The organism is Dactylosporangium sp. CA-233914 (assembly GCF_050942935.1).
Classification (GTDB): Bacteria; Actinomycetota; Actinomycetes; order Mycobacteriales; family Micromonosporaceae; genus Dactylosporangium.
Genome location: NZ_CP192030.1, coordinates 4,759,616 through 4,782,397, shown reverse-complemented (window position 1 = coordinate 4,782,397; position 22,782 = coordinate 4,759,616). Strand labels below are relative to the sequence as shown.

The following is a 22,782-nucleotide window of genomic DNA, read 5'->3' as shown; positions in this document are numbered from 1 at the left end:
CCCGCCACATCATGCGAACATGCCGCACTTGCACATTGGTGGCAATAACGTGGCGACGTGATGACGATCTTGTTGCAACTTACTGGCAACTGCGGAAGACTGGCACCTCGTGGGCGATAACGGGCGCGGCGGCGCCCAGCGCGATGGTCCTCAGCCACCAGGGGACGGCGGGCGTGGTGAGCCCCAGCACCACGCCCGCCGCGTCTGAATCCCCGCCGGCTTACTCCCCGGCCACCGCCCGGCCGGTGGCCTCGTCGATGCGGCCCGGGCGCAGGTTCCGCGTGCGCAGGGCCGCCAGAATCCGCGGCACCGCGGCGATCGTCGCGGGGTATCGCTCGTGCATGAGGATGACCTGCCCGTCGGTCAGCCGCTCGGCGGCGGCGACGATCTCGTCGGCGTCGGCGCCGGCCCAGTCCCGCGAGTCGACGTCCCAGAGCACCTCAGTGAGGCCGAGCCCGGCGGCGATGGAGCGCACGGCGTCGCCGGTCTCGCCGTAGGGCGGGCGGAACAGCCGCGGCGCGGTGCCGTTGAGCCGGCCCAGGACCGCCTGGGTGCGGCGCAGCTCCGCGCGGGTCCGGGCCGGGGTCAGGCGGGTGAGGTCCGGGTGCGACCAGCTGTGGTTGCCGATCCACATGCCGGCGTTGCGGGCGCGGCGCAGCAGGCGGGGGTGGCTGCGGGCGTTACGGCCGATCGCGAACAGCGTGGCCCGCGCGCCGCCGGCCCGCAGCGCCGCGAGCAGCGCCGCCGTGCCGGCCGGGTCCGGGCCGTCGTCGAAGGTGAGCGCCACGTACCCCGTCATGCGCCGCACTCCCCCGCGAGCTGCGCGCACTGCGCGGCGTCGAGCTCGCCGTCGGCAACGACGACGCTGTAGCGCAGTCGCGGCGCGACCGCGCGACGGGCACCCAGCGCCGCGTATCGCTCGCTGCGCACGAACCACTCGGCCGGATGGTCCGGATCGTCGGTGATGAGCACCGTGGAGAGGCTGCCGTCACCGTCGTGCCGGCCGCTGAAGGCGATCCAGGGCGCGCGGACGCCGTCGAGGTCGTCGCCGCCCTTCGCCGCGGGGGTGCGCACGGTGCCGCCCTCGAAGCCGCGCGGGCCGCGCCAGAACAGGCCGCCGTCCAGCTCGACGGCGCGGTCCAGCGCGGTGTCGACGTCCAGGCGCCAGGCGGCCCGGTGCGGCAGCACGGTGACCACCAGCCCGCGCCGCTCGGTGGCCACCTCGCGGCCGTCCGGGGCCAGCCACCTCAGGCGCTGCACGCAGCGCAGCGTCCGGTCGCCGGCGTTGAGGACCTCGAAGCGCGCGTGGCGCTGGCCGCCCTCGCCCGGGGCCAGGGACAGGCCCCGGGCGAGGGCGTGGTCGTGCGGGCGGTCGACGCTCACCACGCATCCGCCGAGCGTACGCAGCGGGTGCAGGTAGGGCCGCGGGGACTCGGACAGGGGCTCGTCGGGGCGGTAGACGTAGCGGAACAGCTCCCGGCCGCGCCAGGTGACGCGCAGCCACGAGTCCTGTGACAGCGCGAAGTCGAGGCCGGCGGGCGGGGTCACGGTGCCCGGCGCGTTACCCACGCCACCTCCCGGAGTTTTCGAAACATTCGGCAGGGTTCCGGAAATATTTCCGCACATTACGAGCGTGACCAACGTTCGTCAATGCCAACCCCGCCGCGCCTGGAATGCGGGCGTGTCCGGGTCGAACCCGCGGCTGGCCGGCGTGTCGGCGCCGACGGTCTCGAAAGTTCTGAACGGTCGCTGCGGGATCGCGATCGACACCCGGGAGCGGGTCGAGGCGCTGCTGCGCGAGCACGGCTACCGGCGCACGGACGCGACCAGCGCGCTCGCGCGGGCTCACGGCGGGCTACACCGACCTGCGCGGGCAGGCCCCGCGGGTCGGCCGGCGCACCGCCGACCTGCTGCTCAGCCGCCGCCCGACCGGCGTGATCGCGGTGCACTCGCAGTATCGCGGGCAGTACCACCAGCAGCTGAGCGCCAGCGGCGTGCCCCTGGTCGTGCTCGACCCGACCGGCGAGCCGGTCGGCGCGACCAACTGGAGCGGCGGGATCGCGGCCGCCCGGCACCTGATCGACCTGGGCCGCCGGCGGATCGCGGTGATCACCGGGCCGGCCGCGTACATGTGCTCCCGGGCGCGGCTGGAGGCTGCCCGCGCGGCGCTGGAGACCGCGGGCGTGACCCTGGACCCGGCCCTGGTGCGCAGCGGCGCCTTCGCCTTCGACGACGGCCTGACCCTGGGCGGTGAGCTGCCGGCCGACCGGGCCGGCCGACCGCCGTGCTGTGCGGCAACGACCTGCAGGCGCCCGGCGTCTACGAGGCCGCTCGCCGGGCCGTCCGGCGGGCCCCGGCGGACCTGAGCGTCGTGGGCTTCGACGACGTCGAGAGCGCGCGCTGGAGCGGCCCGCCGCTGACCACGGTGCGCCAGCCGTTCGCGGGCATGGGCCGCGCCGCCGCCGAGATGGTGCTGCGCCGGGCAGCCGGTCGAGCCTCCCCGGGTGGAGCTGGCCACCGAGCTCGTCGTGCGGGAGAGCACCGCCGCACCCGCGTGAAACTTCCACACCGGGCCCGGGAAAGGTTGCCGCGAATTTCCGGAAAGTTTCCGGACGCTTCTGGTCGTCGATCTGCCGGGCTCGCCGTGTCGATCCTGGCGAGCCCGGTGCGATTCTCCACTGTGGAGGGAGCCGGCTAACGGGCCGTCGCGTTCTCCGGCTCGGCAGGCAGGTCTTCGACGCCGTGGGCGACCGCCTCGTCGTGGCGCCGGCGAGCGCCCGGCAGCGCCAGCGCGGCGACCACGGCCAGGACGGCGACGCCGGAGCAGACCCAGAAGCCGGTGGTGAACGCGTGGTCGGTCGGCAGGCCGCTCGCGGTGGTGTCGGAGGCGACGACGGCGGCGACGACCGCGCTGCCGATGCTGCCGCCGATGGTCCGCACGATCGCGTTGACGCCGGTCGCCTCGCCGGTCTGGGTGGCCGGCACGGTCTCGATGATGGCGTTGGACATGGCCGCGAAGACCAGGCCGATGCCGGCGCCGGTGAGCACGCCCGACAGCAGCAGGTGCCACAGCGCGCTGTGGGTCAGCGCCGGGATCGCGAAGGCGACGACGACCGCGACCGCGCCGAGGGTCAGCGGGACCTTCGGGCCGAAGCGGCGCTCCAGCAGACCCGACAGCGGGCCGAAGACCAGCATCATCAGCGTCGTCGGCAGCAGGAACAGCCCGGCGTCGGAGACCGTCTTGCCGAAGCCGTAGCCGGTCGCCGTGGGCAGCTCCAGCAGCGTCGGGATGAGCAGGAACGTGCCGAACATCGCGAAGCCGAAGGTCAGGCCGACGAGGTTGGTGGTCCACACGCCGCGGATGCCGACGAGGCGCATGTCGATGAGCGGCTCGCGGATGCGCAGCTCGGCGAGGGCGAAGACCACCAGCAGTACCGCACCGCCGATCAGCAGCCCAAGGGTCTTCGGCTCGACCCAGCCCCACTCGCGGCCCTTGCTGATCGCCAGCAGCAGGGCGACCAGGCCGGCGGAGAGGATGACGGCGCCGAGGATGTCGAGGCGGCCCGGGGTGCGCACCGGCGACTCCGGCACGCCGAACGCGACGCCGGCCAGCGCCACGGCGATGAGGATCAGCGGCAGCCAGAACAGCCACTGCCACGACAGGTGGTCCACGATCGGCCCGGCGGCCACGATGCCCAGCCCGGCGCCGATGCCGAAGATGGCCGAGAGCAGCCCGACGGTGACGCCGACGCGCTCGCGGGGCAGCTCGTCGCGGACGATGCCGATCGACAGCGGCAGGATCGCGCCGGCCGCACCCTGTAGGGAGCGGGCCGCGACGAGGACCGCGAGGTTGGGCGCGAGCGCGGCGATGAGCGTCCCGATCGCCAGCAGTACCAGCACCACGAGCAGCACCTTGCGCTTGCCCACCATGTCGCCGAGGCGGGCCAGGATCGGCGTGAGGACCGAGGCGGCGAGCAGGTAGGCCGTCAGGACCCAGCTGATGTCGCCGGTGGAGGCCGAGAGGTCTTTGGCGATGACGGGCAGCGCCGGCGCGACCAGCGACTGCAGCACCGCGTAGGCCAGGCCACCCAGCGACAGGAACAGCACCACGAGGGTGCTGTTGGCGTGGCGGCCGGTCCGCCTTGTGTCGGTCATGACATCCTCGATGAGTAAGTAAACAAATGTTGACTTGAACCGTATGACAGTTCCTTGACATAAGTCAACAATGGTTTACATCACTCGCCCGCCAGGTACCGTGGCCTGGTGAACGCCATGCCCATCCGCCGCCGGGACGCCGTCAAGACCCGGGGGCTGCTGCTGGAGACCGCCCGGCGCCGCTTCGCCCGGGACGGCTACAGCTCGACGACCCTGCGGGACATCGCCGAGGAGGCCGGCGTCAACGTGGCGCTCATCGGGCGGTACTTCGAGTCCAAGGAGGGCCTGTTCGAGGCCTGTCTCACCGCGGCCGTCGACGAGCTGCGCCGCGAGACCGGCGCCGTCACCCTGGACGACATACCGGACGTGATCGCCGCCCAGGTCGAGCGCGTGGGCCCGGACGGCCCGCCGAGCCAGCTCATGCTGCTGCTGCGCACCTCGGGCGACGAGCGGGCCGACGAGATCCGCCGCGGCGTCCTGCACACCTCCGCCGAGCGCCTCGCCGCCGCCGCGGGCTGGGTGCCCGGGAACGACGCGCTGCTGCTGCGCGCCCAGATGGTCCTGGCCGCGAGTTTGGGCATCGTGCTGCTGCGCTCGGTCGGCGCCATGGAGCCGCTGCAGTCGGCGACCCGCGCCGAGCTGTCCCCTCCGCTGCGCGACCTCGTGACCGCCCTCCTGTCGCGCCAGTAGGTCCCCCCGGGCGCCAGTAGGTCCCTCGGCAGGACGGGCCTTTGGTCCCGCCCGGTCGAGCGCTTCGGCACCGGCGATCGAACTCCGCGAGGCGCACTCTGAGTGCGTAAGACAGAGCGCGGCAGGAGGCCGGAGATGAGCACCTCGCACATTCAGCACACCCAGGCGAACCACCTCGAGCGGGTCGAGGCCCCGGGCAGCATGCTCACCCGCACGGCGGCCCGCGCGCTCGCGGTGCTGCGCTACGCCACCGGGTTCGTCTTCCTCTGGGCGTTCCTCGACAAGACCTTCGGCCTGGGCTACTCGACCCCGTCGGCCAAGGCGTGGATCCACGGCGGCAACCCCACCAAGGGCTTCCTCGCCTCGGTGGACGCCGGACCGCTGCAGGGCTTCTTCCACACCATCGCCGGCACCTGGTACGCCAACTGGCTGTTCATGCTCGGCATGCTCGGCATCGGCGTCGCGCTCATCGCCGGCATCGGCATGCGCATCGCGGCCGGCTCGGCCACGCTGATCATGGCCATGATGTGGCTGGCCGAGTTCCCGCTCGCGAGCGGCTCGACGAACCCGCTGACCGACTACCACGTGGTGTACGCGATCGCGACCATCGTCCTCGCCGCCGCCTACGCCGGCCAGACCTGGGGCCTGGGCCGCTGGTGGGCCAAGCTCCCCCTCGTCCAGCGCAACCGCTGGCTCATCTGAGCACTACTGAATCCCCCAGGAAAAGAACGAGGACCCGGCCAAGGCGGTGGCCGGGCCCTCGTTCGTTCGCGCGGTTCACGCTACATCGCCGGACGCCCATATTCACCGGCGCGAAACAGCCGTCACATTCTCGGCGGGGCCTGCGCCTTCACTCGGGCCGGACGAGCGGGAAGAGGATCGTCTCGCGGATGCCGAGGCCGGTGAGCACCATGAGCAGGCGGTCGATGCCCATGCCGAGGCCACCGGAGGGCGGCATGCCGTGCTCGAGCGCGCGCAGGTAGTCCTCGTCGAGCCGCATCGCCTCGCTGTCGCCCAGGGCGGCCAGGCGGGCCTGCGCCACGAGCCGCTCCCGCTGGATGACGGGGTCGACGAGCTCGGAGTAGGCCGTCGCGAGCTCGACCCCGCGGACGTAGAGGTCCCACTTCTCGGTCAGACCGGCCCGCTCGCGGTGCGCCCGGGTGAGCGGCGAGGTGTCCTCGGGGTAGTCGCGCACGAACGTCGGCGCGACGAGGCCCGGGACGACGAGCTCCTCGAAGAGCTCCTCGGCGAGCTTGCCGTCGACCCACTTCGGGTCGACGCGCAGGTCGTGCGCCTCGGCGAACTTCTCCAGCTCCGCGCGCGGGGTGTCGACACTCACCTCGATGCCGAGCGCCTCACCGAGCGAGCCGTAGAGCGTCACGGACCGCCAGGTGCCGCCCAGGTCGAACTCCGTGCCGTCGGCGTGACGCACGACGTGCGAGCCGTAGACCGACAGGGCCGCGTGCTGCACCAGGTCGCGGGTCAGGTCCGCCATGGTGTTGTAGTCGGCGTAGGCCTGGTAGGCCTCGAGCATCGCGAACTCGGGCGAGTGCGTCGAGTCCATGCCCTCGTTGCGGAAGTTCCGGTTGATCTCGAAGACCCGCTCGATGCCGCCGACGACGCCGCGCTTGAGGAACAGCTCGGGGGCGATGCGCAGGTAGAGGTCGGTGTCGAGGGCGTTGCTGCGGGTGAGGAACGGGCGGGCCGCGGCGCCGCCGTGCACCAGCTGCAGCATCGGCGTCTCGACCTCGATGAAGTCCCGGTCGTGCAGCGTCTCGCGCAGGCTGCGCACGACCGCCGCCCGGGTCCGCACCATCTCGCGCGCCTGGGGCCGGACGATCAGGTCGACGTAACGCTGGCGGACCCGGGACTCCTCGCTCATCGCCTTGTGCGCGACCGGCAGCGGGCGCAGCGCCTTCGCGGTCATCGCCCAGCGGCCGGCCAGCACGGACAGCTCGCCGCGCCGGCTGGTGATCACCTCTCCCTCGACCCCGACGTGGTCGCCGAGATCGACGAGGCGCTTCCAGGCCTCCAGGCTGTCGGCGCCGACCTCGTCGGCGGAGAGCATGAGCTGCAGCTCGGTGCCGTCGCCCTCGCGCAGCGTGGCGAAGGTCAGCCGGCCGGTGTTACGGATGAAGATCACCCGGCCGGCGATGCCGACGCGCTCGCCGGTCCGGGTGTCGCTCGGCAGGTCCGCGAAGCGTTCCCGCAGCTGCTTGAGGGTCGCCGTGCGCTCGTAGCCGACCGGGAACGCCTCCTGGCCGTCGGCCAGGAGCTTCGCCCGCTTCTCCCGGCGGACCTTCATCTGCTCGGGCAGGTCGAGTTGCTCGTCGGCGGGCGGCACGGAGTTCACGGCGGCGGGATCCCTCAAGTCACAGCGGTGGGCTCAAACCCGGCAAGGTTATCAACGACCCGGCGCCCCGCCTCGCACGTGCCCGCCGTCAAGATCAGCCCCAGACCTCGCGGACCGACTGCGCCAGGGCCTCCCCCTGGCGCAGGCCGGCGTCCACGGCCGCGGCGCGCCGGGACGGGTCGAGCACGTTGGGGCCGATCGCCTCCACGGCATCCGGGTCCGGCTCGATCACCAGGCTGCGGGCCGCGCCGGCCTTGGCGATCTCGCGGTCGATGAGCGGGCGCAGCAGGGCGCCCATGGGGGCGACGACGATCATCGCGGCGACGTCATCGCCGACGTCGCCGGATCCGGCTCGATGACGCTGCGCGGCGACCGACCCGGACCAGGCGCCGGCCAGGTCGGCGTTCGTGCCCGAACGAACCCCGCCATCCATGTACCGCCGCCCGCCGATCGTGATCGGCGGGAAGACGCACGGCACCGCGCAGCTGGCGGCGACGGCAAGCTCCAGCGGTACACCGGAATCCCGATCGAAGACGATCGGCTCTCCTCCCTCGGTGTCCACGGCCGTGATGCGCAGGTCGCCGGTCGGCCAGTCGCGAACCGGCAGCTGCGCGGCCAGCCGGGCGACGTGCGCCGCCTCGTCCTCGGTCGGCGCGGCCAGGGCCATCGCGCCGACCTTGGCCATCGCCTCGGCGCGGGTGATCGAGCGGTCGGCCAGCAGCGCGAACGCGGCCAGGGCGGGAGTGATGTCCACGGGCGGGGCCGGGCTCGCGCTGCGCTGGTAGGCCACCGCCGCCTCCAGGTCGATGCCGGCGGCGAGCACCGTGCCGACCACCGAGCCGGCCGAGGTGCCGACGAACACGTCGGCGCCGTCCAGCGCGAGGCCGGCGCGCGCCAGCCCGCCGAGGATCCCGAACTCCCAGGCGATGCCGGTCATCCCGCCGCCGCCGAGCACCAGCGCTCTGGTCATACGCGACGCTAACCCGTCCTGGCCGGTTTGCGCAGCGCCGGCCCGGGCAGGTTCACGCGATGCCGGCCCCGCGGACCGTCGGCGCGCTGTACCTGGTGGCGCTCGCCCTCGTGGCGGCCGGGCTGACCTTCTGCCACGGGGGCGGCGGCCCCGACCACGGCCACCGCTGCGCCGATCCGGGCGCGGCGGACTTCAGCGGCCGCACGGTCACCGCCGCCGACCTCGGGCAGGGGCCGCAGCGCTGTGCGAACCTCGAACGTGCGGTCCTCGACGGGCCGGTCGGGCCGTTGAACCTGGGCGGGGCGAACCTGCACCGGGCGACGCTGCGCGACGGCGCCCTCAACGACGTCGATCTGACCGGAGCCGATCTCACCCTGGCGGTCGCGCAGGCGGCGGAGCTTTCGGGTGTACGCCTGGACGGCGCCGACCTCGGCGGCGCGGTGCTGCGCGACAGCAACCTCACCGACGTCGGACTGCGGCGGGCTCGCCTGCGCGGCACCGATCTGCGCGCCGTCGCGTTCGTGCGCGCCGACCTGGCCGGGGCGGACGCGCGCGGCGCGGACCTCGCCGGCGCGACGATCACCGACTCCAACCTGCGCGGCGCACGGCTCGACGACGCCGACCTGAGCCGCACGACGTGGGTGAACGCGGTCTGCCCGGACGGGCACAAGAGCACCGACGGCACGTGCGCGGGGCATCTGCACCCCGGCTGAACGGATGCGCCGGACCTGATCGGCTTCCGGCCGGACCTGCTGTCCGAGGACGTCGACGCCGCGATGACCGCCTGAGCCTGGGCCGTTACCCGCCGGCCATCGCCCCGATGATCAGCAGGGGCTCGCGCCCGGCCGCCACCGGCCCGGGCAGCACGGCGTCCGGTGGGGCGTTGGACAGGTCCTCCTCGCACGCGTAGAAGCGCACGAACGCCCGGCGCCGGCCGCTGTCCCGGTCGCGCATCGTGCCCAGCAGCACCGGGTAGCGCGCCTCCAGCGCGTCGAGGACCCCCGCGAGCGTCGGCTCGCCGGACACGTCGAGCTCGACCTCGTGGCCGGCCTTGGCCAGGTTGCGTAGGTGCGGCGGCAGCACGACCCGGATCACGGCAGCGTCTGCACCTCGACGGAGAGCACGGTGGGCAGGTCCCGCACGATCGGCGCCCAGGTGTCGCCGGCGTCGGCGGAGCGGTACACCTGCCCGCCCGTGGTGCCGAAGTAGATCCCGCACTCGTCCAACGTGTCGACCGCCATGGCGTCGCGCAGCACGTTGACGTAGCAGTCGGTCTGCGGCAGGCCCGCGGTGAGCGGCTGCCACTCGTCGCCGCCGCTGCGGGAACGGTACACGCGCAGCCGCCCGTCCGGCACGTAGTGCTCCGAGTCGCTCGTGATCGGCACGACGTAGACGGTCTCCGGCTCGTGCGCGTGCACGGCGATGGGGAAGCCGAAGTCGGTCGGCAGGTCGCCGCTGATCTCCCGCCACGACTCCCCGCCGTCGTCGGTGCGCATGACGTCCCAGTGCTTCTGCATGTAGAGCACGTCGGGGCGCGACGGGTGCATCGCGAGCCGGTGCACGCAGTGCCCGACCTCGGCGTCGGGGTCGGGGATCTGGCCCGACACCAGCCCCCGGTTGATCGGCCGCCAACTCTGCCCCGCGTCGTCGGAGCGGAACGCCCCGGCCGCCGAGATCGCCACGTAGATCCGGTCCCGGTGCACCGGGTCGAGGATGATCGTGTGCAGGCACATGCCGCCGGCACCCGGCTGCCACCGCGCCCCCGAGTCGTGCCGGCGCAGCGCGGTGAGCTCCTGCCACTCGCGCCCGCCGTCGCTCGAGCGGAACAGCGCGGCGTCCTCGGCCCCGGCGTAAACCGTGTCCGGGTCGTCGCGGGACGGTTCGAGGTGCCAGATCCGCTTGAACTCCCACGGCCGGGGCGTGCCGTCGTACCACAGATGCTCCCCGACCTCGCCGGCGTAGCCGAAGTCGTTGCCGACCGGCTCCCACGTGCGGCCGCCGTCGTCGGAGCGCTGAATCAGCTGCCCGAACCAGCCCCCGGACTGCGAGGCGTAGAGCCGGTCGGGGTCCGCGGGCGAGGCATTGACGTGGTACACCTCCCACCCGCCGAAGTGCGGCCCGTCCACCTTCCAGTCCTGGCGCTTGCCGTCCGCGGTGAGGACGAACGCACCCTTGCGTGTGCCGACGAGCACCCGAACCCTGGTCACGGCGTCACCTCCTCCAGCATCGTCACACGGACGGGGCCCGCCCGCAGCCCGGGACCGCCGAATCAGCCTCCACACCGGGGACTTCGTCCGCCGGCTGAGCCGCATCGCTGTGATGAAGACCGGGTTCCGCGACGGCCCGGTCCGGGACGTAACCGGCCTCAACTAAGGTCACGGGCGGTGATCGACCCGGGCGGGAGGTAGCGATGGGCTGGCTGGGACGGCGACGCGGCGGCAACGGGACGGCACATCACGCACCGTCGGCCCTCGCGGCGATGCGCGCGATCGACCTGCGCGTGCGGCCCGACTTCCGCAAGACGATCGTGTACGGCACGCTCGCGCTCGCCTTCCTCGTCACCGGCCACGACATCGGCGGAGTGCACGCGCCGTCGCTGCGGGCGCGGCTGATCGCCTACGGGTGCGCGCTGTTCACCGCCATCTTCGGGGTGGCCGCCAGCCGGACGGCGGCCCGCGAGGTGCAGCGCATCGCCGTGGCCCGGGCCGGGGACGCCGCCGGGACGCCGCTGCGGCTGTTCGTGCTGCTCGGCGGGTACCTCATCGCCGTGCTCTCCGTGTGCGACCTGCTCGGCGTCCAACTGCGGCAGGTCCTCGTCGGCGGGGCGATCACCGGCATCGTCGTGGGGCTCGCGGCGCAGCCGGTGCTGGGCAACCTCTTCGCCGGGCTCGTCCTGCTCTTCGCCCGCCCGTACGTGCCGGGCCAGCAGGTCCGGGTCCTCTCCGGCGCGATCAACGGGCCGCACGTCGGCGTGATCGTGTCGGCCGGGCTGCTCTACACCATGCTGGAGACCAAGGACGGGCCGCTGAACATCCCGAACTCGGCACTGCTGGCCGCCGCCGTCGGTCCCGCCCCGGACGACGCCGGGCTGGACGAGGCCGAGCCGGTCCCCGCGGACGTCTCGGCGCCCGTGCAGGACGGCGCGGCGCTGGCGACCGTGGTCGCCGGGGCCGAGTCCGGCGAGGAACGCAAGCACCTCGGGATCTGAGCGCGTCAGGCGGTCCGGCCGATCGCCGTCGCGCTTGCCTCCCCCGTTCGGCTGAGGCGAAAACGCCGATCGGCCGATGTGGCGGCGACGGCGCCGCTAGGGTCGGCGGTGACACGAGGGGGATGCGATGCGACGGGCCGTGTTCAAGGCCGACCTGACCGCCTCGGCGGTGGTGTTCCTCGTCGCGCTGCCGCTGTGCGTGGGCGTGGCCATCGCCTCCGGGGTGCCGGCCGAGGTCGGGCTCGTCACCGGCGTCGTCGGGGCGCTCGTCGCCGGCGTGCTGCCCGGCAGCACCCTGCAGGTCTCCGGGCCCGCGGCCGGGCTCACCGTGCTGGTCGCCGAGGCCGTCGCCGCGTACGGCATCGCCGCGCTCGGCGTCCTGGTGACCGCGGCCGGACTGCTGCAGCTGGCCCTGGGCGCACTGCGGCTCGGGCGCTGGTTCCGGGCCATCTCCGTCGCCGTCGTCGAGGGCATGCTGGCCGGGATCGGGCTGCTGCTCATCGTCGGGCAGCTGTACACCATGAGCCACGTCCCCGCGCCCGCCTCCGGCCACGGCAAGCTGCTGCACCTGCCGGGCGTGCCCGGGCACGCGCTGCTGCCCGCGGTGGCGATCGGCGCCGGCACCATCGCCGTGCTGGCCGCGTGGCCGCGGATGCCCGCCCCGCTGCGCCGCGTGCCGGGGCCTCTCGCGGCCGTGGTGCTCGCCTCCGCCGCGGTGTTCGCCCTGGGACTCTCGGTGCCGATGGTCGACGTGAGCGGACTGCTGCAGGCCGTACACCCGCTAGGGTTGGACACCGCCGGGAATCTCGCCGCCGGGCACGGGCTCGCGCTCGCCGGCACCGTCGTCGCGCTCACCCTGATCGCGTCGGCGGAGAGCCTGTTCTGCGCGGCGGCGGTGGACCGGATGCACGACGGGCCGCGCACCGACTACGACCGGGAGCTGCTCGCCCAGGGCGCCGGCAACACGGTCTGCGGCCTGCTCGGCGCGCTGCCGATGACCGCGGTCGTGGTGCGCAGCGCCGCCAACGTCCGGGCCGGCGCCCGGACCCGCGCGGCCCGGGTCCTGCACGGGGTGTGGCTGCTGCTGTTCGCCGCCCTGCTGCCCGCGGTGCTCGGCCTCATCCCCGTGGCGGCCCTGTCCGGCGTGCTGATCCACGCCGGCTGGCGGCTGCTGCCGCTGGGCGAGCTGACCCGGCTGTGGCGCGCGCACCGGGGCGAGGCATGGATCCTGCTCGCCACGGCGGGCGCGATCCTGGCCGTGAACATGTTCGAGGGCGTGCTGATCGGCCTGGCCCTGGCGATCGCGAAGACCGCGTGGGAGACTTCGCACCTGCAGGTCGCGGTGGTGCAGAACCCGGATGCCGTACGCCTCGTGCTCACCGGCAACGCGACCTTCCTGCGCCTGCCGAAGCTCCTGTCGACCCTCGAATCGGTGCCGCAGGGACGGCCGGTGGAGGTGGACCTTTCCGCGGTACACCACCTGGACCACGCCTGCCGCTCCGCCCTGCGCGACTGGGCCGATCGCCGCGGCGCCGACCTGGTCGCCGCCGACCGCTGACCAGCCGGTCGAGCCGGCCGGTGCGCGGTCAGACCGGAACCGCCACGCCGTCGCCTCGGCAACGCCCTAGGCAGCCGGCGAGCGGACGCATCGCGCTATCGCCGACTTCGTCGGGGTGCTTCCCTCATTCAGCTCAAGGATCTGCCTGCTGATTCGCGGTTCGTGGAGCAGGAGCGCCAGCGCCACAGCGACATCGTGCCGGCTGATCTGTCCGTGGCGCTCGGCTGGTCCGATCGATACCCGCCCGGTGACGGGGCCGTCGGTGAGCAGGGCGGGGCGGAGGATGAGCCAGTCGAGGTCGCTATGGGTGAGCACGACTTCCGCTTCCTTCTTCGCCGCGAAGTAGTACTCCTCATCCTCCGGGAGTTCGCGTTCGCGCCATGCCTCGGGGAAGACGGACACCAGCGCGAAACGGGGCACGCCTGCCAAGTTCCCGGCTTCGACGGCCTTCGTGACACCGTGCAGGTCGATGGCTTGCGTCACGTGTCGTTCGCCGCCGTTCGAACCGGCGGTGAAGACGATCACGTCGGCTCCGTGGACCGCATACGCGAGATCCTGCGGGGTCATTGCCCCCACATCGCCGATGCAGGTCTGGACTCCGCGCGCCGCGAGGTCGGTTCCGTCGCGCCCGCGTCGAACGAGCCCTCTGACGGTGTCGCCGCGGTCGCGGAGCTCACCGGCGAGGAGGCGGCCGATCCGGCCGTTGATGCCGATGATGAAGACGTCCATGACATGCCGACCTATCTCTCGCTACCGGATGTGCCCGCCGGACGCCGACGGCACTGAGCTGCCCTGTGCGTGCGGATGCGGGCGCCCGCATCCGCGAGGTTCGTCAGGAACGGCCCAGCCATGAAGTGCGCCGCCGGTCATCGACGATGATCTCCCGCACCAGCATCCGCTGGCCTGCGGCCTCTGCGGACATGCCGCGCTCCCTCCTGGTCGAACGCGCCGCTTCTGAATAAAGCTACGAATAGTAGGCTACTAAGTGCAGCCTACGAATAGTAGCTATCGGGCCAGGAGAGACAATGAGCAGCACAGCAGGGCCCCGGCGACGGCTGTCGCGGCAGGCTCGTCATGCCCAACTGCTTGACGTCGCGCGCGAGGTCATCCGCGATGAGGGCACGGACGCCCTCACGCTCGGTCACGTCGCCGAACGGGCACAGGTGGCGAAGCCGGTCGTCTACGACCACTTCCGGGACAGGTCCGGGCTTCTCTCGGCGTTGTACCGGGAGTTCGACGCTCGCCAGCACGCAATGCTCGACGCCTCGCTGGAGAACGCGGACGACGAACTGGAGGAGGTCGCACGAATCGTCGCGGCGACGTACATCGAGTGTTCGCGCGCAGAGGGGCGAGAACTCGCGGACGTGATCGCCGCACTCACCGGCTCACCCGCACTCGAACGGCTCCGCCGAGACACGGTCGACGCATACATCGACAAGTGCCAGAAGGCGCTGACTCCCTACGCGCATGCCGATACGCTGGGAGTCGTAAATTTCCGGGCCATTGTCGCAGCTGCGGAAGCCCTTGCACGAGCCGTCATCGCCGGAGAGACACCGCTGGATGACGCCGTGTCAACCCTCACCCGCATCATCACCGCGGTGGTCACTGACGACCGGGCCGGTGCGGGCTGATCGCTGAAGCGGACACGAGGAAAGCGGAAGTCGTCGGCAACCCCCGCCAGCGGGGGTCAGTTGCCGCCGGCGGGGGTGTCCGAGCGGCGCGAGCGCAGATACGACGGGACGGCGATCGCGGCGATGACGAGCAGCGCCACGGTCAGCTCGATCCAGGCGATGCCGTGGTACGGCGGCGCCACGACCTTCCTCCAGTAGTACTCGGTGATGCGGTACATCGCGTCGCCGTCGTTGTTCATGTAGTCCTGGTCCCAGGCGGCCCCCAGCTCCGCGGCCAGGCCGAGCGCGATGACCAGCGCGAGGGCCACGATGCGCAGGACCGGCCGGCGCGTGACCAATGGGCGCAGGGCGGCGCCGACGAGCAGCCAGGCGCCGACGGTGACGACCGTGCCGAGCAGGAAGCCCGCGTACCAGGTCAATGCGCCGCCGTTGTGCAAGAGGGCTTCGAGCGGGCCGACCTCCCGCACCTGGTTGCCGTCGAGGCTCCACTGGGGGTACGCGACCGGCGAGACCGCGCCCAGCATCAGCACCGCCCCGCCGAGCGCCCAGCCGCCGGCCCACAGCCAGCGGCCGATCCGGCCCGGCGGCGGCTGGAGCGGGTCGGCCCGGGTGCGCCGGACGAGCAGGAGAATCCCGGCCGGGATCGGCAGGAGCGCCGCGACCGCGAAGATCCGGTGCAGCGTCTGGTCGTAGAAACTCTCGATGGTGACCGGCCGCAGGGCGAGGCCGTCGGCGAAGTCCAGGACGTAACCGGGCGTGGTGTTCGCCGCCGTCGGGATCACCAGGGCCAGCAGCCAGCCGGCGGCGACGGGCAGGGCGACGCCGAGGGCCCGGTACGCCCGTGCCGCCCCGTCGCCGGTCGCCGCGACCAGCAGTGTCATGGCGAGCAGGATCGTGACCGGCTTCGGCGTGACCGGCGCGAAGAGGCCGATGAGCATCGGCGGGTAGTACACGTTCTCGTGAAGCCACAGGCCGGCCAGTCCGAGTACCACGACAGCGGAGGCCACCACCAGACGCCAGCTGAACCGCCGACTCCGGGCCGGCGGATCGAAGCCGTTCGCAGCGTGCGGATCAGCACCCATCGGTACGACAGGCGGTGAGACGGAAGCGGCGGCGGGTGGCGCCGAGATCTGGGCCGCGAAGGGGGTGGGCGACGTGGTCATCGCGGGAGCGGGTGGCGCGGAGACCACCGGCACAGCCGAGACGGGAGCCGGCGGGGCCGGGGCGATCGGTGCGAGGGTGGGCACAGACGGTACTGCTGAGGGCGGACCGGCGTCGTGAACCAGCAGGCTGCCCAGCGCCACCACCAGCTCCGGCTGTTCGAGGACCACGGGCGCGACGCCGAGCGCCCGGTGCAGCAGGGTGGCCACCAGCGGCACGCGGGACGAGCCGCCGACCAGGAACACGCCCGCCATCCGCTCGGCGCTGACCCCGCTGGTGAACAGCGTCGAGGTGGTGAGCGTGACCGTACGATCCAGCCAGGGCCGGGCGAGCGACTCGAACTCGGCCCGCGTCAGGTGCAGGTCGACGTCGAACAGCGGCACCGCGAGACCGGCGGACGTCGCCCGGCTCAGCAGCTCCTTCGCCGACCGTGCGTCGTCCCACAGCGCCCGCCGGTGCCTCCGGTCGACGGTCGTGGCGGGGTTCTCCAGCCGCGCCCACAGGTCCGGGTCCCGCGCGGCGACCTGCCGGCCGGCCCAGCCCACGATCGCCGCGTCCAGGTCGGCCCCGCCGACGTCGTCCAGCCCCTGCGCGGCCGCGACATCCCAGCCGGCGCCGCAGCGGCGGACCACACTGATGTCGAAGGTGCCGCCCCCGAAGTCGTACACCACGATCGCGTGGCCGTCGGCGACGTGGTGGCCGAGCACCGCGGTGAAGTACATCGCGGCCGCCACCGGCTCGGGCACCAGCGCCACCGCCGGCAAGCCGGCCCGGGCGGCCCCGTCGAGCAGCAGCGCGCGGCGCGGCGGCCCCCAGCCGGACGGGTGCGTGAGCACGGTGGCCTCGGGCGGGCGGCCGCCGGCGCGGGCCGACTCCTCGGCGACTCGGCGCAGGATCGCCTCGACCAGCGTGACCACGGGCACGCCCCGGCCACCGAGGAACAGCTCGACGTCGTCGATGCGGCGCTTCGGGTGCGGCTCGAACGCGGCCGGGTCGATCCGGGCACTGCGCTCGGCGTCGCGCCCGGTGAGCAGTGCGCCGCCCGGATCGGCGAAGACCGCCGACGGCAGCAGCGGCGACGAGTCGAACAGCAGCGCCTCGCCGCGGCCGCCGGAGCGCGAGAGTACCGCCACCGTGTGTGACGTACCGAAATCGACGCCCAGCCTCATGCATGGACACGTTACGATGCGTCGCCGCGCGCCCACAGCGGCCGTTCGGACGTGATCCTCCCGCCCTGTCGGCCCGCGCCGGGCCGGGCGCGGCACTTCGCCTCAGGCGGCGATCCGCTCGACGAGCCACTCGCCGAGTTCGCGGGTGATGGCGGTGTGGCCGGTGTTCGTCGAGGAGCAGCGGAAGTCCTCGAAGTCCGAGCGCTCGGGGGCGAGGCCGTTGACGTTGGTGTAGAGGTCCTCGGTGCGGGCGAGCTCGCCGGCCGAGATGGCGCTGATCGTCGGCACGAAGCAGACCGTCGGGTGGCGCAGGTCGACGGTGGCGCCCTTGGCCGCGAGGGCGCCGGCCAGGATCTCGAACGTGTCCAGGGTGCCGCCGGGCGCGTTGTCGATCTCCGGGAAGCCACTGGTGGTGATCGTCTTCCTGGCCGGCGGGAGGGTGCGCTTGAGGTACGCGACCTTGGCGTCCCGGCCCGTCGGCTGGATGTGGAACGTGGTGCCGGGGAACAGCCGTGCGACGCTCAGCGCGGTGTCGCCGGCCGGGATCTTCAGGTCGGAGCCGTCCCCGGAACCGTTGGCCACGCCGAGCAGGCGCGGGATGCGCGGCCAGTCGCCGACCCGCCGCAACTCGTCAAGGAACTGCTGCCGCTCGGGGGCGGGGCGGATCGCGCCGGTGCCCGGGTCGTAGTGCTGCCAGAGCATCTGCCGGGCGGCGGGGCTGTTCATCTGCCTGGCGAAGGCGTTGGCGAGCGGGATGAAGTGCGCGAACGCCTGCACGCCGACCGGGATGGAGGCGCCGCGGTGCGGAGTGTCCCAGGAGAAGTACGTCCGCGTCTGGTGGTCCATCCGCTCCGTCTCGAAGCGCGCCAGGGTGTACCGCGTGATGAGCCCGCCCATGCTGAACCCGCCGACCGTCAGCGGGTGCCCGCCGAGCCGCTCCGCGATCGTGCGCATGACGGCGGCCTGAACGGTCCGCGCGTTGTCCAGAATGGACGCGGTGCGCTCCTGGAAGCCCACCAGGATCACCGACATGCCCCGCTGCCGCAGGGCCGAGATGAGCGGATAGTTGCCCTCGAGGCCCTGGTACAGCCACTCAAGGTCGCTGCGGCCGAGGTTGAACCCGTCGGCCATGACGATCGGCTTGACGATGCCGGGCTGGTTGTCGCCCGGGAACACCCAGGCGAACCCGTTCGGCAGGTCCCACACATCGTGCTCGGGGACGGCGGTGGTGGTGGACGGCTCGGCGGTCAACGGATCCGCGATGGTCAGGAAGCCGGCCTGCCGCTCGGCCGCGGCGATCTGGTCTTCGGACACTGCGACCCCCGTGGGTGTGCGTACTGCGCTGACCAGATCATGATCACGGCGGCGCGACCGCCCGGCGCACGAAACCGCGATTCCGCTCCTCGGCGCCGTTCCCCGCTACGCTCGCGGGCGTGACATACCCGAGGAGAACGCCCCTGCCGGCTCGGGTCCGTTCCGTGCGGGACGTGAGCGCGTCCATGCGCCAGATCGACCTCGCCGGCCCGGACGTGCCGCGCCTGCGCTGCCGCCCCGGCGCCCACGTGGTGGTGCGGGTGCCCACCGGCGGCGGCGAGGCCCGGCGGGTGTACTCGATCTGGCGCCACGACCCCCGCGACTCGGCGCTGTCGCTGCGGATCGCGCTGCACGACGCCGGCGGGCCGGGCTGTGTCTGGGCCCGCGCCGTCGCGCCCGGCGACCGCGTCACGCTCGAGGCGCCGCGCAGTAAGATCACGCTCGACGAGTCGGCGGCATTCCACCTCTTCGCCGGGGACGAGACGGGTGCGGTGCCGCTGCTGGCGATGCGGGCCGCGCTGCACCGGGATCGCCCGGTGCTCGGGGTCTTCGAAGCGCCCGGCCCGGACGAGGAGATGCCGGGCGCGGAGGGGGTGCCACCGTTGCCGTGGGTGCACCGGGGCCGGGCTTCCGCGGTCGCCTCCCGCGTGCTGCTGCGAGCCGTGCAGGACCTGCGGCTGCCCACCGGCACCGGCACCGCGTATGTGGCCGGAGAGAGCGCCACCTGCCGCCTGCTGCAGCGGGTGCTCATCGAGCAGCACGGATTCGCCCGCCGGGCCGTGCTCGTCCAGCCACAGTGGACACCCGGCCGGCCCGGCTTCGGCGCCGGCGGCGACTGAGGCCGGCGGTCCGGCGGCGGCGCGGTGCTGTGCAGGCCTGGCCAGTGCTCCGCACGGCCGGGCTCGCCAGGAACGCCGTGGTGGGCAGCAGCGTCAGACAAAACTGTACAATTTGCGAACTGACGACTACGTGAAGTCACGGAATTTGGCCGCATAGCGCATGTACGGGCGCTCCGAGCCGATGCATCGGATATGCGGGGCTCGACGGAGGCGGCGCCCGAGGGGCGGCGCCGGATACTCAACGCGCTGGTCGTCGCCGTGGTGCTGCTCGTCGGGGGCGGCCTGACGGCGGTGGCGACCGCGCTCGTGCACCACGGCGAGGGCCGCTACTCCGGCCAGCTCATGGACCGCTACGCCGACGACGCCGTCACCGCCGTGACGAACGAGGTCGGCAACTACCAGCACGCCCTGGCCGACCTCGCCGTCGCCCTGGGCGCCCAGGACCGCATCACCGCGACCGGCTTCGCCGCGCTGACGTCGGGCCTGACCCGCGAACGGCTCCCGGCCGCGGCCGGGGTGGGGTTCGTCGCCCCGGCCCACGACGCCGGCGTGGCCGCGCTCCAGGCGGACTGGCGGGAACGCGGCGCGGCGTCGCTGACCCTGGTGCCCGCCACCCCCGCGGACGGCGCGGACGCCGAGCACGCCTTCGTCGTGCTCAACCGCAATTTCGACGGGCAGGACTCAGCCCCCGGCCGGGACCTGAGCCAGGCCGCCGAGCCCGCCCAGGCGCTGCGCACCGCCCGCGAGACCGCCGCGTTCACCATCTCGCGCAGCTACGTGCTCCTGCGCGACCGCGGCCGGCCCGCCGCCCAGCAGCAGCGCTCCGTGATGCTCGTCCAGCCGGTCTTCGGGATCGCCGGCGGCGGCCGGGACCCGCGGCAGTTCCGCGGCTGGATCACGATCGGGGTGCGGGGCGGGGACTTCATGAACGACACGCTGCGGGCCGAGGCGCGCGACGCCGTGCAGCTCACGCTCACCGAGCGCGACGGCCGCATCCAGCGGGTGATCGCCTCCGCCGCGGCCGGCCCGCCCGGCACCGCCGGCCCGGAGCTCGACCGGGACCGGATGCTGGCGATCGGGCAGCGCACCTGGCAGCTCGCACTGACCCCGACGGACCGGCTGCTGTCGGCCGGCGACCGGCGGATGACCGCGCTGACGCTCATCGGCGGCGTCGTCGTCACCGGGCTGCTGGCCGTCCTCGTCGGCACGCTCGCCGGCGCCCGTGACCGCGCGCTCGGCCAGGTCGCCGCCGCGACCGTCGCGCTGCGCGAGGACATCGCCCGGCGCGTGGCGACCGAGGACCGGCTGCGCCGCCGCGAGGCCGAGCTGCGCCACCTCGCGCTGCACGACCCGCTCACCGCCCTGGCCAACCGGACGCTGTTCTACGAGCGGGTCGAGCACGCCTTCGACACCCACCAGCGCTCCGGGCTGACCTTCGCCGTGCTCTTCCTCGACCTCGACGGCTTCAAGCCCGTCAACGACCGCTTCGGGCACAACGCCGGAGACGCGGTGCTGCGCCAGGTCGCCGAGCGGCTGCGCCACGGCGTGCGCTCCGCGGACACCGTGGCCCGCCTCGGCGGCGACGAGTTCGCGGTCCTCGCCGAGCAGCTGACCGACCCCGGCGACGCGCGCGCCGCCGCCGAGCGGGTCATCGCCGCCGTCAACGAGCCCAACGAGCCCTCCCCCGACCTGCCGCCCGGGGCCGCCGGGGTGCGGGTCGGCGCCAGCGTCGGCGTGGCGCTGAGCACCGACGCCGTGGACGCCGACGACATCCTGCGCCAGGCCGACGCCGCGATGTACGCGGCGAAGACCGGCGGCAAGGGCCGGTACATGATCAGCGGGGCCTGAGCCCGGAACCTCCCCGACCGCCTCGTCGATGGCGCTCGCGAGCGGGGACGTACGATCGTGATGGTGCTGCACGACCTGAACCTCGCCGGCCATGTGGTGGCGAGGCGCAGCGGCCGGATCGTCGCGCAGGGCCCGCCGTCGGACGTGTTCACGGTGCCGCTGCTCGCCGAGATCTTCGGATTGGAGGCCCTTGTGGTGCCCGACCCCGCGACCGGCGCGCCCCTGGTCGTGCCGCTGCCCCGCTCATGAACCTCGCCGCCCGCCTGCACGCGGCCCGGGACGTCCGCGTCGCCGAGGAGCCGACGCCCGTCCCGGCCCCGGGCGAGAGCCTGGTCGAGGTGACCGCGGTGGGCCTGTGCGGATCGGACCTGCACTGGTATGCCGAGGGCGGCATCGGCGACGCCCGCATCGAGCACCCGATCGTCGGCGGCCACGAGATGGCCGGCGTGGTCCGCGGCGGCGAGCTGGACGGCGTCCGCGTCGCCGTCGACCCGGCGATCCCGTGCCACCGCTGCGACCTGTGCCGGGCCGGCCACCCGAACCTGTGCCGCGACGTCGTCTTCGCCGGCCACGGCCGGCGCGACGGCGGCCTGCAGCGCTATCTCGCCTGGCCCACCGACCGCCTGCACCCGCTGCCGGATTCGTTGACGGACGCCGACGGCGCGATGCTGGAGCCGCTGGGCGTGGCGGTACACGCGGTGGACCTCGGCCACGTCCGCCTGGGCGCCCACGTCGCCGTCATCGGCTGCGGCCCGATCGGCCTGCTGCTGATCCAGCTCGCCCGGGCCGCCGGCGCCGCTCGAGTCCTCGCCGCCGACCCGCTCCCCCACCGCCGCGAGGCCGCGCTGCGCTACGGCGCCGACGAGATCCTCGACCCCGGCTCCGGCGAGGTCGACGTCGCCATCGAGATCGCCGGCACCGACGCCGCCATCGAGGCCGCCGTGACGGCGGTGCGCCCCGGCGGCCGGGTGGTGCTCGGCGGCATCCCGAGCACGGACCGGTCGTCGTTCCCCGCGGCGACGGCGAGGCGCAAGGGCCTCACGATGGCGATGGTGCGCAGGATGCCCGAGGTGTACCCGCGGACGCTCGCCCTCGCCACCGCCGGCCTCGCGGACGTGCGAAACCTGGTGAGCCACCGCTACCCGCTGACCGAGGTCGCCGAGGCCTTCTCCGTGGGCGACGCCCGCCGGGGCCTGAAGGTCCTCGTCGAGCCCGCCGCTTAGATCAGACCCGCGAGCTTGTACAGCACGAGGCTCCCCGCCACCGCGACGTTGAGACTCATGCCGGTGCCCACCATCGGAATCTCGACGGCCCCGTCGAGCAAATCGAGCGCCTCGGGCGGAATCCCGGTGGACTCGTGGCCGAGCACCATGACCGTACGTTTGCGAGCCGACGGCAGATCGGCCAGCCGCACGGCCTCGTCGGCGAGCTCGACCCCGAGAATCCGGCTGCCGCCGGCGCGCTCCTCGGCCAGCCACCTGAGCGGATTGCTGACGCGGTGCACGCAGGCGGGCTGCCGCAAGGTATTGCCGCGGGCGAGCGCCTCGTCGACCCACCCGAACGGCGGCACCGCGAGACACGCGCCGACGGCATCACAGGTGCGCAGCAACGTCCCGAGATTGACCCCGTGCATCGGCCACAGCGGCGCGGCGACAAGGTGGCCCCAGCAACGATGCCGCCGGCTGCGACGGTTCGAACGGATCTCTTTCGGGGTCCGCACCCGGATCGCGGTGGTCACCGCACGGGAGCGCAGGCGCTCCAACCGTGAGGGATCTGCATGGTGAGGCGTGCTTCGCGGCGCACGCGGGCCATCGACGGCAAGATGTTCCGCCTCAGCATAGCGCACTGGAACGCCTTGGAACACAGTGCAGTGCGACGGTCCGCTC

23 protein-coding genes and 1 pseudogene are annotated in these 22,782 nt (G+C 73.3%); 13 read left to right on the top strand and 11 right to left on the bottom strand.

Features of this window, described 5'->3' with window-relative positions; genetic code table 11:
• Window positions 1-220: 220 nt before the first annotated feature.
• Window positions 221-799 (bottom strand): polysaccharide deacetylase family protein, encoded by a 579-nt coding sequence (locus tag ACQPY0_RS21370; protein WP_432991499.1) that lies wholly within the window; start codon window positions 797-799, stop codon window positions 221-223.
• Window positions 796-1,569, bottom strand: coding sequence for a PmoA family protein (locus ACQPY0_RS21365; RefSeq protein ID WP_432991497.1), 774 nt, complete (start codon window positions 1,567-1,569; stop codon window positions 796-798). The genes ACQPY0_RS21370 and ACQPY0_RS21365 overlap by 4 nt, the downstream gene beginning before the upstream one ends.
• On the opposite strand from ACQPY0_RS21365, the pseudogene ACQPY0_RS21360 reads away from it, so the two are divergent.
• The 3 genes and pseudogenes from ACQPY0_RS21360 to ACQPY0_RS21350 all read left to right on the top strand — a co-directional run.
• Window positions 1,490-1,759: pseudogene (locus ACQPY0_RS21360) on the top strand (hypothetical protein); the annotation flags it as partial. The gene ACQPY0_RS21365 and the pseudogene ACQPY0_RS21360 sit on opposite strands and share 80 nt — an antisense overlap.
• Window positions 1,760-1,943: 184 nt before the next feature.
• The gene (locus ACQPY0_RS21355) at window positions 1,944-2,366 is read left to right on the top strand and encodes a hypothetical protein (RefSeq protein WP_432995958.1); all 423 of its coding nucleotides are present in this window, start codon (window positions 1,944-1,946) and stop codon (window positions 2,364-2,366) included.
• Entirely contained in the window at window positions 2,285-2,698 is a 414-nt protein-coding gene (locus ACQPY0_RS21350; protein WP_432991495.1) for a substrate-binding domain-containing protein, read from the top strand. The genes ACQPY0_RS21355 and ACQPY0_RS21350 overlap by 82 nt, the downstream gene beginning before the upstream one ends.
• Here the strand turns inward: ACQPY0_RS21350 and ACQPY0_RS21345 are convergent.
• Window positions 2,695-4,155 carry an MFS transporter gene (locus tag ACQPY0_RS21345; protein ID WP_432991493.1) on the bottom strand — a complete coding sequence of 487 codons (1,461 nt, stop codon included), beginning with the start codon at window positions 4,153-4,155 and terminating at the stop codon, window positions 2,695-2,697. The genes ACQPY0_RS21350 and ACQPY0_RS21345 overlap by 4 nt on opposite strands.
• Window positions 4,156-4,272: 117 nt before the next feature.
• Between ACQPY0_RS21345 and ACQPY0_RS21340 the strand changes: the two genes are divergently transcribed.
• Window positions 4,273-4,845 carry a TetR family transcriptional regulator gene (locus tag ACQPY0_RS21340; RefSeq protein ID WP_432995321.1) on the top strand — a complete coding sequence of 191 codons (573 nt, stop codon included), beginning with the start codon at window positions 4,273-4,275 and terminating at the stop codon, window positions 4,843-4,845.
• 135 nt (window positions 4,846-4,980) lie between these two features.
• Window positions 4,981-5,547 carry a hypothetical protein gene (locus ACQPY0_RS21335; RefSeq protein ID WP_432991491.1) on the top strand — a complete coding sequence of 189 codons (567 nt, stop codon included), beginning with the start codon at window positions 4,981-4,983 and terminating at the stop codon, window positions 5,545-5,547.
• A 148-nt stretch (window positions 5,548-5,695) separates the two neighbouring features.
• Here ACQPY0_RS21335 and lysS read toward each other — a convergent pair whose 3' ends face one another.
• Window positions 5,696-7,150 (bottom strand): lysine--tRNA ligase, encoded by a 1,455-nt coding sequence (lysS, locus tag ACQPY0_RS21330; protein ID WP_432995319.1) that lies wholly within the window; start codon window positions 7,148-7,150, stop codon window positions 5,696-5,698.
• Between the two features lie 142 nt (window positions 7,151-7,292).
• A complete protein-coding gene (locus ACQPY0_RS21325; protein ID WP_432991489.1) occupies window positions 7,293-8,168 on the bottom strand; it encodes a patatin-like phospholipase family protein in 876 nt (291 codons plus the stop codon).
• Between the two features lie 59 nt (window positions 8,169-8,227).
• Here ACQPY0_RS21325 and ACQPY0_RS21320 point away from each other — a divergent pair, with 59 nt between their 5' ends.
• Window positions 8,228-8,881, top strand: a complete 654-nt coding sequence (locus tag ACQPY0_RS21320; RefSeq protein ID WP_432991487.1) for a pentapeptide repeat-containing protein — start codon at window positions 8,228-8,230, stop codon at window positions 8,879-8,881.
• 85 nt (window positions 8,882-8,966) lie between these two features.
• On the opposite strand, the gene ACQPY0_RS21315 is transcribed toward ACQPY0_RS21320, so the two are convergent.
• Window positions 8,967-9,263, bottom strand: coding sequence for a MoaD/ThiS family protein (locus ACQPY0_RS21315; protein ID WP_432991485.1), 297 nt, complete (start codon window positions 9,261-9,263; stop codon window positions 8,967-8,969).
• The gene (locus ACQPY0_RS21310; protein ID WP_432991483.1) at window positions 9,260-10,375 is read right to left on the bottom strand and encodes a WD40/YVTN/BNR-like repeat-containing protein; all 1,116 of its coding nucleotides are present in this window, start codon (window positions 10,373-10,375) and stop codon (window positions 9,260-9,262) included. Before ACQPY0_RS21310 ends, ACQPY0_RS21315 begins: the two co-directional genes overlap by 4 nt.
• Window positions 10,376-10,578: 203 nt before the next feature.
• Between ACQPY0_RS21310 and ACQPY0_RS21305 the strand changes: the two genes are divergently transcribed.
• Together ACQPY0_RS21305 and ACQPY0_RS21300 are read left to right on the top strand one after the other, a co-directional pair.
• Complete coding sequence (locus tag ACQPY0_RS21305) at window positions 10,579-11,376, top strand: mechanosensitive ion channel domain-containing protein (RefSeq protein WP_432991481.1); 798 nt, start codon at window positions 10,579-10,581, stop codon at window positions 11,374-11,376.
• 127 nt (window positions 11,377-11,503) lie between these two features.
• Window positions 11,504-12,934 (top strand): SulP family inorganic anion transporter, encoded by a 1,431-nt coding sequence (locus ACQPY0_RS21300; RefSeq protein WP_432991479.1) that lies wholly within the window; start codon window positions 11,504-11,506, stop codon window positions 12,932-12,934.
• Window positions 12,935-13,000: 66 nt separating this feature from the next.
• On the opposite strand, the gene ACQPY0_RS21295 is transcribed toward ACQPY0_RS21300, so the two are convergent.
• On the bottom strand, window positions 13,001-13,663 hold the full coding sequence (locus ACQPY0_RS21295; RefSeq protein WP_432991477.1) for an NAD(P)H-binding protein: 663 nt from the start codon (window positions 13,661-13,663) through the stop codon (window positions 13,001-13,003).
• A gap of 296 nt (window positions 13,664-13,959) precedes the next feature.
• Between ACQPY0_RS21295 and ACQPY0_RS21290 the strand changes: the two genes are divergently transcribed.
• On the top strand, window positions 13,960-14,565 hold the full coding sequence (locus ACQPY0_RS21290) for a TetR/AcrR family transcriptional regulator (protein ID WP_432991475.1): 606 nt from the start codon (window positions 13,960-13,962) through the stop codon (window positions 14,563-14,565).
• Between the two features lie 56 nt (window positions 14,566-14,621).
• On the opposite strand, the gene ACQPY0_RS21285 is transcribed toward ACQPY0_RS21290, so the two are convergent.
• Window positions 14,622-16,859, bottom strand: coding sequence for an Hsp70 family protein (locus tag ACQPY0_RS21285; RefSeq protein WP_432991473.1), 2,238 nt, complete (start codon window positions 16,857-16,859; stop codon window positions 14,622-14,624).
• Between the two features lie 138 nt (window positions 16,860-16,997).
• Window positions 16,998-18,209, bottom strand: a complete 1,212-nt coding sequence (locus ACQPY0_RS21280) for an esterase/lipase family protein (RefSeq protein WP_432991471.1) — start codon at window positions 18,207-18,209, stop codon at window positions 16,998-17,000.
• 173 nt (window positions 18,210-18,382) lie between these two features.
• On the opposite strand from ACQPY0_RS21280, the gene ACQPY0_RS21275 reads away from it, so the two are divergent.
• The 4 genes from ACQPY0_RS21275 (at window position 18,383) to ACQPY0_RS21260 (ending at window position 22,119) form a co-directional block, all read left to right on the top strand.
• A complete protein-coding gene (locus ACQPY0_RS21275; protein ID WP_432991469.1) occupies window positions 18,383-19,048 on the top strand; it encodes a siderophore-interacting protein in 666 nt (221 codons plus the stop codon).
• 192 nt (window positions 19,049-19,240) lie between these two features.
• Window positions 19,241-20,896, top strand: coding sequence for a diguanylate cyclase domain-containing protein (locus ACQPY0_RS21270; RefSeq protein ID WP_432991467.1), 1,656 nt, complete (start codon window positions 19,241-19,243; stop codon window positions 20,894-20,896).
• Between the two features lie 63 nt (window positions 20,897-20,959).
• Window positions 20,960-21,145: a hypothetical protein gene (locus ACQPY0_RS21265; protein ID WP_432991465.1), complete on the top strand. Its 186-nt coding sequence runs from the start codon at window positions 20,960-20,962 to the stop codon at window positions 21,143-21,145.
• Window positions 21,142-22,119 carry an alcohol dehydrogenase catalytic domain-containing protein gene (locus ACQPY0_RS21260; RefSeq protein WP_432991463.1) on the top strand — a complete coding sequence of 326 codons (978 nt, stop codon included), beginning with the start codon at window positions 21,142-21,144 and terminating at the stop codon, window positions 22,117-22,119. Before ACQPY0_RS21265 ends, ACQPY0_RS21260 begins: the two co-directional genes overlap by 4 nt.
• On the opposite strand, the gene ACQPY0_RS21255 is transcribed toward ACQPY0_RS21260, so the two are convergent.
• Window positions 22,116-22,634 (bottom strand): TrmH family RNA methyltransferase, encoded by a 519-nt coding sequence (locus ACQPY0_RS21255; RefSeq protein WP_432991461.1) that lies wholly within the window; start codon window positions 22,632-22,634, stop codon window positions 22,116-22,118. The genes ACQPY0_RS21260 and ACQPY0_RS21255 overlap by 4 nt on opposite strands.
• Window positions 22,635-22,782: the final 148 nt, after the last annotated feature.